Below are 7,216 nucleotides of genomic sequence, written 5' to 3' on the forward strand. Positions count from 1 at the left end.
ACGTTGATGTTACTCTCTGGCTGGACTTATCTAAACCAGGAAACAGCGATAAAATCGAAGATACTCTCGACTATCGCACCACCATAGCCACTGTTAAGCAGCTAGTTAAAACCTCTAAATTTGCCTTAATAGAACGCCTAGCAGATGCAATTGCCCAAGAAATATTACAGCAGTCTTCTCTAGTGGAAAAAGTCAAAATTAATTTATCAAAACCCGCCGCCCCCATACCAGACTTTGGCGGCAAAATTACCTTAGAAATTACGAGAACTAAAAACTGTTAATAGTTAACAGTTAACGGTTAACAGTCAACCGTTAACTGTTAACTATTACCACTTCAAGAGATTAAACTCTTCCATATCAACCGTATCCCGGTTACGGTAAATAGTCAGCACAATTGCCAAACCTACCGCCGCCTCAGCAGCAGCTACAGTCAGCACAAACACTGTAAATACCTGACCTTTAATATGTACCGGGTCTAGGAAATTAGAAAATCCCATCAAATTGATATTAACAGCATTGAGCATCAACTCAATTGACATCAGCACCCGCACTGCATTTCGGCTAGTAATCAAGCCGTAAATGCCAATACAAAACAGGGCCGCACCTAGTAACAGAAAATACTGGAGTTGTAATTGCATAAAATTCTTGATTCTCTCCCATTAAAATTACTAAAAACTAGAATAGTAACGCCACCCTACTAAAGATTACTTAATCGCTATTAGGGCAGCATTACTATTATTTTTTGACATCTGACGAACTACCATCGCCCGATACAGAAACCAATTCGCGAGGTCTTTCTGCCAAGGTCAAAACAGGTTGCTTAAGTGGCTGTCCTGCTATTTCATCCGGTAAGTAGTCGCGGCGAGCTAAAATAATTGCTCCCACCATTGCCATCAACAAAAACACCGATGCTAGCTCAAATGGTAGCAAAAAGTCAGTGAAGAAATGCTTGCCAATTACTACAATAGAACTCTCACCCGCAGGTAAGGTTGCTGTTGAAATAGCCCAGGGTGTTGATAATACCATTGTTCCCAAAAGTGCAAACAATGCTACACAAACTACAGCAGTTGCAGCTTTTCGCACCCAAGCATTGGAAATCGCTCGAAAGTCTTCTCGCTTGTTTACCAACATAATGGCAAACAAAATCAAGACGTTAACAGCTCCCACGTAAATCAAAACTTGGGCCGCTGCTACAAAGTCAGCGTTGAGCAAAAGGTAAATTCCCGCAATGCTCATAAACACTCCAGCTAATAAAAAAGCTGAGTAGACGATATTGGAAAACAGCACTACACCCAAAGCTGCTGCAATCATCATTACGGCCAACAGGCCAAACGAAACAATCTGAACCCCTTCTGCTAGATTCACAATTTAGTCCCTAATTCCTAATTGTTAGTGGTTAGTTGTTAATTGTTAGTTGTTAGTGGTTGATTGGTAATTGGTAATTGGTAATTGGTAATTGACAATTGGTAATTGGTATCTTAATACTATCAACTATCAACCATCAACTATCAACTAACCACTAACAATTAACTAACAACTAACTTGTTTTTTCTGCATTTTCCAGAATCTCTTCTGGGCGTAAACCAGCACGTCGAGCCGTGTGTGACACTTCATGCGGATCGCTAACACCTTTCGGTAGATAAGCAAATTCTCGCATTGGCGAAACCATCGGATCGTCTGTAACTTTGTAAGGTAATCTGCCTAAAGCCACATTGTCAAAGTTCAATTCGTGGCGATCGTAAGCCGCTAATTCATATTCTTCTGTCATCGACAAGCAGTTCGTCGGGCAATATTCTACACAGTTGCCGCAGAAAATACAAACTCCGAAATCAATACTGTAGTGCTTGAGTTGTTTCTTCTTCGTTTCCTTGTTAAATTCCCAATCCACAACGGGTAAGTTTATCGGACAAACCCGTACACAGACTTCGCAGGAAATACACTTATCAAATTCAAAGTGAATTCTGCCCCGAAATCGCTCTGAGGGGATGAGTTTTTCGTAAGGATACTGCACTGTAATCGGACGGCGGCTCATGTGGTCAAAGGTGACAGATAGACCTTGACCGATATACTTAGCTGCTTGCAGACTATCTTTGGCGTAATCGCTAACTTGTTTGAGGAATTTTAGCATCGTGTTCTCTCTTTGAAGGAAGAAGGAAGAAAGAAGAAGGAAGAAGAGAGAAGTATGAAATTTAATAGTTCACACTTCATATTTCACACTTCTTGCTTAGCCGCCAAATGCAAAGGGGAAGGTAAGTTTTAAAGCTGCTGTCAACAGTAGGTTTACTAGAGACACGGGCAATAAAAACTTCCAGCCCAGGTCTAGTAATTGGTCAATCCGAACTCGTGGGAGCGTCCAGCGTAAGAGAATTGCCAGAAACAGCAAGAAGTAAGCTTTCAGCAGCGTCATCGTGATGCCGAGAGTTGCTGTAATTACTTGCAACCAAGGAGTTGTATCGCTCACTCCTAGCAAGTTTCCCAGCAGTTCTACGGGAATTGGGCAATTCCAACCGCCCAGATACAAAACTGCTACTAACAGACAAGATAGGAGGAGGTTGACATAGGAAGCGATGTAATACAAGGCAAATTTCATGCCTGTATATTCAGTTTGGTATCCCGCGACCAATTCTTCCTCTGCTTCGGGGAGGTCAAAGGGTAAGCGTTCGCATTCTGCCAGTGCTGCTATCAAGAAGATGATAAAACCGGCAGGTTGTCGCCAGAGATTCCAGCCGAGAATGCCGTAGCCAGATTGTTGTTGCACGATGTCGATCGTACTCAGGCTATTGGACATCATCGCGATCGCTAATACTGACAATGCCAGAGGAATTTCGTAACTAATCGACTGAGCAGCGGCTCTGAGTCCACCCAGAAGGGCATATTTATTGTTGGAGGCATAGCCCGACATCAGCAGGCCGATCGGTTGAATGCTACCCAGGGCAATCCATAGAAAAACCGCTGTCCCTATGTCAGCGATTACCAAATTTTGTCCAAAGGGAACGATTAAGTAGGACAGAAAAACTGGAATCACAACAATCATCGGGCCCAATGTAAACAGCAATGGGTCAGACAGTGCGGGGACTATATCTTCCTTGAAAAGCAGTTTCAAACCGTCGGCAAGGGGTGCGAGCACTCCGAGAGGCCCGATGAATTCTGGCCCGATACGCTGTTGGGCGGCGGCGGAGATTTTCCGCTCTAGCCAGACGGCGACGAGTAAGCCGACTGAGGCTCCCAGAATCACTACTAACATCGGCAGCGGCAGCCACACCAGTTTGGCTAGATCCCCTGGCAAGCCCAAATTGGTTAGGGCTTGTACAAAACTTCCTTGTAAGTCTATTCCTGCATTCATTTGGCCAGCTTCAGACTCATCACATATAATTTTGAACTGTTGCGCCGCAAGCGTTGCACTACTTGAGTGGGCTTGCGGAACTTCTGTAAAGATTTTGTAATGCTTTACCGCCTAACAGTATACCGTCCCAAAGCGTAGGCAAACGCGGGCAACTGTGAAATTATACTTATCTGATTGCCCCGGTTAACTGATTAGTTGCTGATGTGTGGTAAATTTACTCGATATTTTTCGGCTTGGTAAGGCGGGCGCGATCGCTCAGAGCTTAACTGCTTTGCAAATATCGCTGGCTGCCACGCCCACCCTCTGGCTGCTTTTAATTACAGGACTTACGCACTCTCAACGTTAAATTAAGGGTTGGGGATTGGGTCGGGCTTGCTTCCTTTCCTCACAACTGCGATTGAGCTTGAGTCGCACTGACAGAAAATCGTAGTACGTGCGTAAATCCTATAATTAGTAATTAGCCATTAGCCATTAGCCATGAGCAATTAGCAATTAGCCATGAGCAATTACTTAGTGGTTATGCAACTAAAAACTGCTATAACTCAACACCTATCAACTCCGTTTCTCAATCGGCGTATAAGGAATTCCGTGATCGCCTGTATAGATTTGAGTCGGCCGGTAGATGCGGTTTTCGTGTAGCTGTTCTCTCCAGTGGGCTAGCCATCCTGCCACCCGTGCGATCGCAAACACTGGCGTAAACAAATCCGTTGGAATCCCCATTTTTCGGTAAACCAAACCTGAGTAGAAATCTACATTCGAGTAAATTCCTTTGTGACCCAGTTTTTCCTCTACGACTTCCTCTAATTTGAGAGCAATATCGTAATACTTATCATGGCCAAATTTCTCAAACAGTTGTTCTGCTAATCCTTGAAGAATGGTTGCTCTGGGGTCTTTCACTTTATAGACCCGGTGTCCAAAACCCATGATTTTGTGCTTGTTTTCAACACACTTTTCTACATAGGCTCGTACATTTTCTGGCGAGCCAATTTCTTCGAGCATATCAATTACTTCTTCATTCGCTCCCCCATGCAGTGGCCCCGCTAGGGTTCCTACTGCTGAAGCCACCACTGCATAAGGGTCTGTGAGGGTGGAAGCTGTCACCATTGCCGAAAATGTAGACGCATTGATTGTATGTTCGGCGTGGAGAGTAAGACAAACATCAAAAACGTAAGCGGACAAGGGATCTGGTTCCCGCTCGTTGAGCATATACAGGAAGTTGGCGGAGTAGTCCAAATCATCCCTTGGTTGCACGGGATCGTTGCCTTTTCGCATTAACTGGAATGCCGCTACCATTGTGGGAATTTTCGCTAGCAGCCGCACTACTGCTTCCCGGACATATTCTTGATTGGGCAGAGCCCGACGCGAATAGAATAAGCCCAAGGCGGCTGCGGAAGCTTGCAGAGCGTCCATTGGATGACCCGTTTCTGGGAAGCATTTCATCATGTCCCGGATGCGGTATTTGACTCGTCTGTGATACCGAATTTGGTGCTCAAAGGCTGCAAGTTCTTCTTTTGTTGGTAATTTCCCCCATATTAATAAATATGAAGTTTCCAGAAACGAACTTTTGGCTGCGAGTTCTTCAATACTAATTCCCCGATATTCCAGCAAGCCTTTTTGTCCATCGACGTAGCTAATGCTGGACAAGGTAGCGGGTACACCTTCTAAACCTGGCTTGAAATCGCCGATGACAACCATGAGATTACCCTTTGTGCGAGCTGAACCTACTCAAGTTACATTACCAGAAAGTTTTGTGGTGTCGCCTATTTAACAAGTGTTATTTTACAGGTTTTAGGGGTAAGCCGAAATTGCTGGCTCTCTCTAACTGTGCAACAGGGGGGTTACGATCCAAGTAAGAATTTGGGGGGAGTGAGCCAGAACATTTGGCTACGACTTACTGGGGAGCCTGTTTGGGGGAGGATGAGGCCGATGATGCCTGCTTTTTTCAGGATCAGGGCATCACGCGATTCGCCCCAGAGTAATATTTCGGCCCAGTTGGCTAAATCTGGCTGGTGCCCAATGAGGGCTAGGTTAGTTCCACCGTTAATTTGCCATTGCTGATACCAGTCTAGCCAGGTTTGGATGTCTCCTTCGGGGGCTAGGGTGGCGGATTGTTCTATTTGGGAACTTAAACCGACTGATTGTAGGATTTCGGCTGTAGCTTTGGCTCGTGTCAGGGGGCTGGTAAGGATGAGGTCGAAGTGAAGGCCGAGTTCGAGGAGGCGATGGGCTATTTTTTTTGTTTTGCGATCGCCTTCTTTGGTGAGGGGGCGTTCCTCGTCTGTGGGCCAATCTTCGCGATCGGCGGCTATGCCATGACGGATCAGGTAAAGTTCTTTATTAACCACTAATTGCTAACTCCTAAGTATATATTAAGTATATATTTATTTCTATGGTCAAGTTGATGTCAACCTCAAAACCCCTGATTTCAATTATCTCATAATTTAGATGCAATCGCCAACCAATTCAAGCATACTGATGATTAAAATTGTACTCACGAGTAGATATTAAATGCCCATCTCTGTTTGCTGAAAAAATATAACTTAGTACCGATCTGGGTCGCTACTTTTGCTTGAAAACTACCAGGGTAATGTCATCATAAACTTTTTCTGTATTAATATGCAGCCTCAGATCGGCGATGACGGCTTGCCTAATTTCAGTAGCAGTGAGTTGCCAGTTTTCTTTAACAACCTCCATTAGGCGTTCTAAACCGTATTGCCTTTTTTCCAAATTGGGAGCTTCAGTAATACCATCAGTATATAGTACCACCACATCTCCTGATTTTAGTTGCACCTTAGTTGACGCAAAAAAACGGGCAATGTCAGCTTCTAAACCAATAGGAAAACCTAAATTTTCTGTATCAATTGTCTCGACTAACGGCTGGCCCTCTCTGCCGCCACGCACGATGATTATATCTTCATGTTGCCCGCTAAAAGTCAGAGTTCCCCGCTCGTAATCTAGCAAAGAAAGACTCAAGTGTTTATCAGAATTCATTCGCTGTACATTTTCATAAATTGTGGAATTTATGGTGTTTAAAATTTTCTCAGAGTCAGTTTCATTATGGGCTAGTAATGTTCGCAGCGCCGTTTGTACCATAATCATTAACACTCCGCTTTCCAAACCGTGTCCGGTGACATCGCCGATGCTGATTTTGATGCGACCATTTTTCCGAACAATGTCATAGTAGTCGCCGCCAACTTCGTCAGCGGGTTCCATAAATCCTGCGATATCTAATTCTGGAATTTGACTGAGTTCCTCTGTTTTCGGCAAAATCATTTGTTGTAGTTTCCGCGTCACTTCTAACTCAGCGCTCATGCGGATATTTTCGGCTTTCAGGCGGTGGTTGAGTTCGACAATTTCCTGATTAGCTTGGGCGAGTTCGGCAGTACGGTTCGCAACTTTAGCTTCGAGGGTGTCAAAAGATTCTTTCAACTGGTAACTCATGCGGTTGAAAGTATCAGCGAGAATGCCAACTTCATCCTTACTGCGAACTTTAACAGTCCGATCTAGTTGTCCTTCGGCGATCGCTTCTGCCCCCGCAACCAGTTCGGCGATCGGCGAAGTCAGCCGCCGCGCCAGCCACCAACCGATGCTCACTGCTAATGGTAATGTTGCCAAAAATGTGATCAGAGCCGCGTTTCTCGCCTGAATTTCGCTCTGAAGCACCCCAGAAGCGTCCAATTCGATCGCTAGTACGCCTTCTCGCCGCCCCATCGCGTCCACAATGGGTGCGTAACCAGATAAAATCGCATTTCCAGCTTGGTTTTGGATCAATGTATTTTCTACCATCGGCCCGGAAATATTGCTCAAACCACCTTTCAACAGAGGTGTCAACTTCGTAAGGGTTTCACCGACAGTGGCGTTTGGGCTCGGTGG

9 protein-coding genes are annotated in these 7,216 nt (G+C 44.9%); 2 read left to right on the forward strand and 7 right to left on the reverse strand.

The features are described 5' to 3' along the window. The coding region (gene folB, locus PN499_RS03095) for a dihydroneopterin aldolase (protein ID WP_272030226.1) at positions 1-281 on the forward strand (281 nt) is incomplete at its 5' end. Between the two features lie 45 nt (positions 282-326). On the opposite strand, the gene nuoK is transcribed toward folB, so the two are convergent. The 4 genes from nuoK to nuoH all read right to left on the reverse strand — a co-directional run bounded on the left by nuoK (position 327) and on the right by nuoH (position 3,343). Then, positions 327-638: an NADH-quinone oxidoreductase subunit NuoK gene (gene nuoK / locus PN499_RS03100; protein ID WP_007353473.1), complete on the reverse strand. Its 312-nt coding sequence runs from the start codon at positions 636-638 to the stop codon at positions 327-329. Between the two features lie 97 nt (positions 639-735). Next, entirely contained in the window at positions 736-1,365 is a 630-nt protein-coding gene (locus tag PN499_RS03105) for an NADH-quinone oxidoreductase subunit J (RefSeq protein WP_007353474.1), read from the reverse strand. Positions 1,366-1,537: 172 nt separating this feature from the next. Further along, the gene (gene ndhI, locus PN499_RS03110; protein ID WP_272030228.1) at positions 1,538-2,128 is read right to left on the reverse strand and encodes an NAD(P)H-quinone oxidoreductase subunit I; all 591 of its coding nucleotides are present in this window, start codon (positions 2,126-2,128) and stop codon (positions 1,538-1,540) included. Between the two features lie 96 nt (positions 2,129-2,224). Next, entirely contained in the window at positions 2,225-3,343 is a 1,119-nt protein-coding gene (nuoH, locus tag PN499_RS03115; protein ID WP_272030229.1) for an NADH-quinone oxidoreductase subunit NuoH, read from the reverse strand. 205 nt (positions 3,344-3,548) lie between these two features. Here nuoH and PN499_RS03120 point away from each other — a divergent pair, with 205 nt between their 5' ends. After that, positions 3,549-3,689: a hypothetical protein gene (locus tag PN499_RS03120; protein ID WP_272030230.1), complete on the forward strand. Its 141-nt coding sequence runs from the start codon at positions 3,549-3,551 to the stop codon at positions 3,687-3,689. Between the two features lie 206 nt (positions 3,690-3,895). Here the strand turns inward: PN499_RS03120 and PN499_RS03125 are convergent, their stop codons facing one another. The 3 genes from PN499_RS03125 to PN499_RS03135 all read right to left on the reverse strand — a co-directional run. Next, positions 3,896-5,038, reverse strand: a complete 1,143-nt coding sequence (locus PN499_RS03125; RefSeq protein ID WP_272030231.1) for a citrate synthase — start codon at positions 5,036-5,038, stop codon at positions 3,896-3,898. Positions 5,039-5,181: 143 nt separating this feature from the next. Continuing rightward, the gene (sixA, locus tag PN499_RS03130) at positions 5,182-5,688 is read right to left on the reverse strand and encodes a phosphohistidine phosphatase SixA (RefSeq protein ID WP_272030232.1); all 507 of its coding nucleotides are present in this window, start codon (positions 5,686-5,688) and stop codon (positions 5,182-5,184) included. A 214-nt stretch (positions 5,689-5,902) separates the two neighbouring features. Beyond that, positions 5,903-7,216, reverse strand: a 1,314-nt coding sequence (locus PN499_RS03135; protein WP_272030234.1) for a PP2C family protein-serine/threonine phosphatase, incomplete at its 5' end; no start/stop codon positions are given.

This window comes from Kamptonema animale CS-326, assembly GCF_028330895.1.
Lineage (GTDB): Bacteria > Cyanobacteriota > Cyanobacteriia > Cyanobacteriales > Microcoleaceae > Kamptonema > Kamptonema formosum.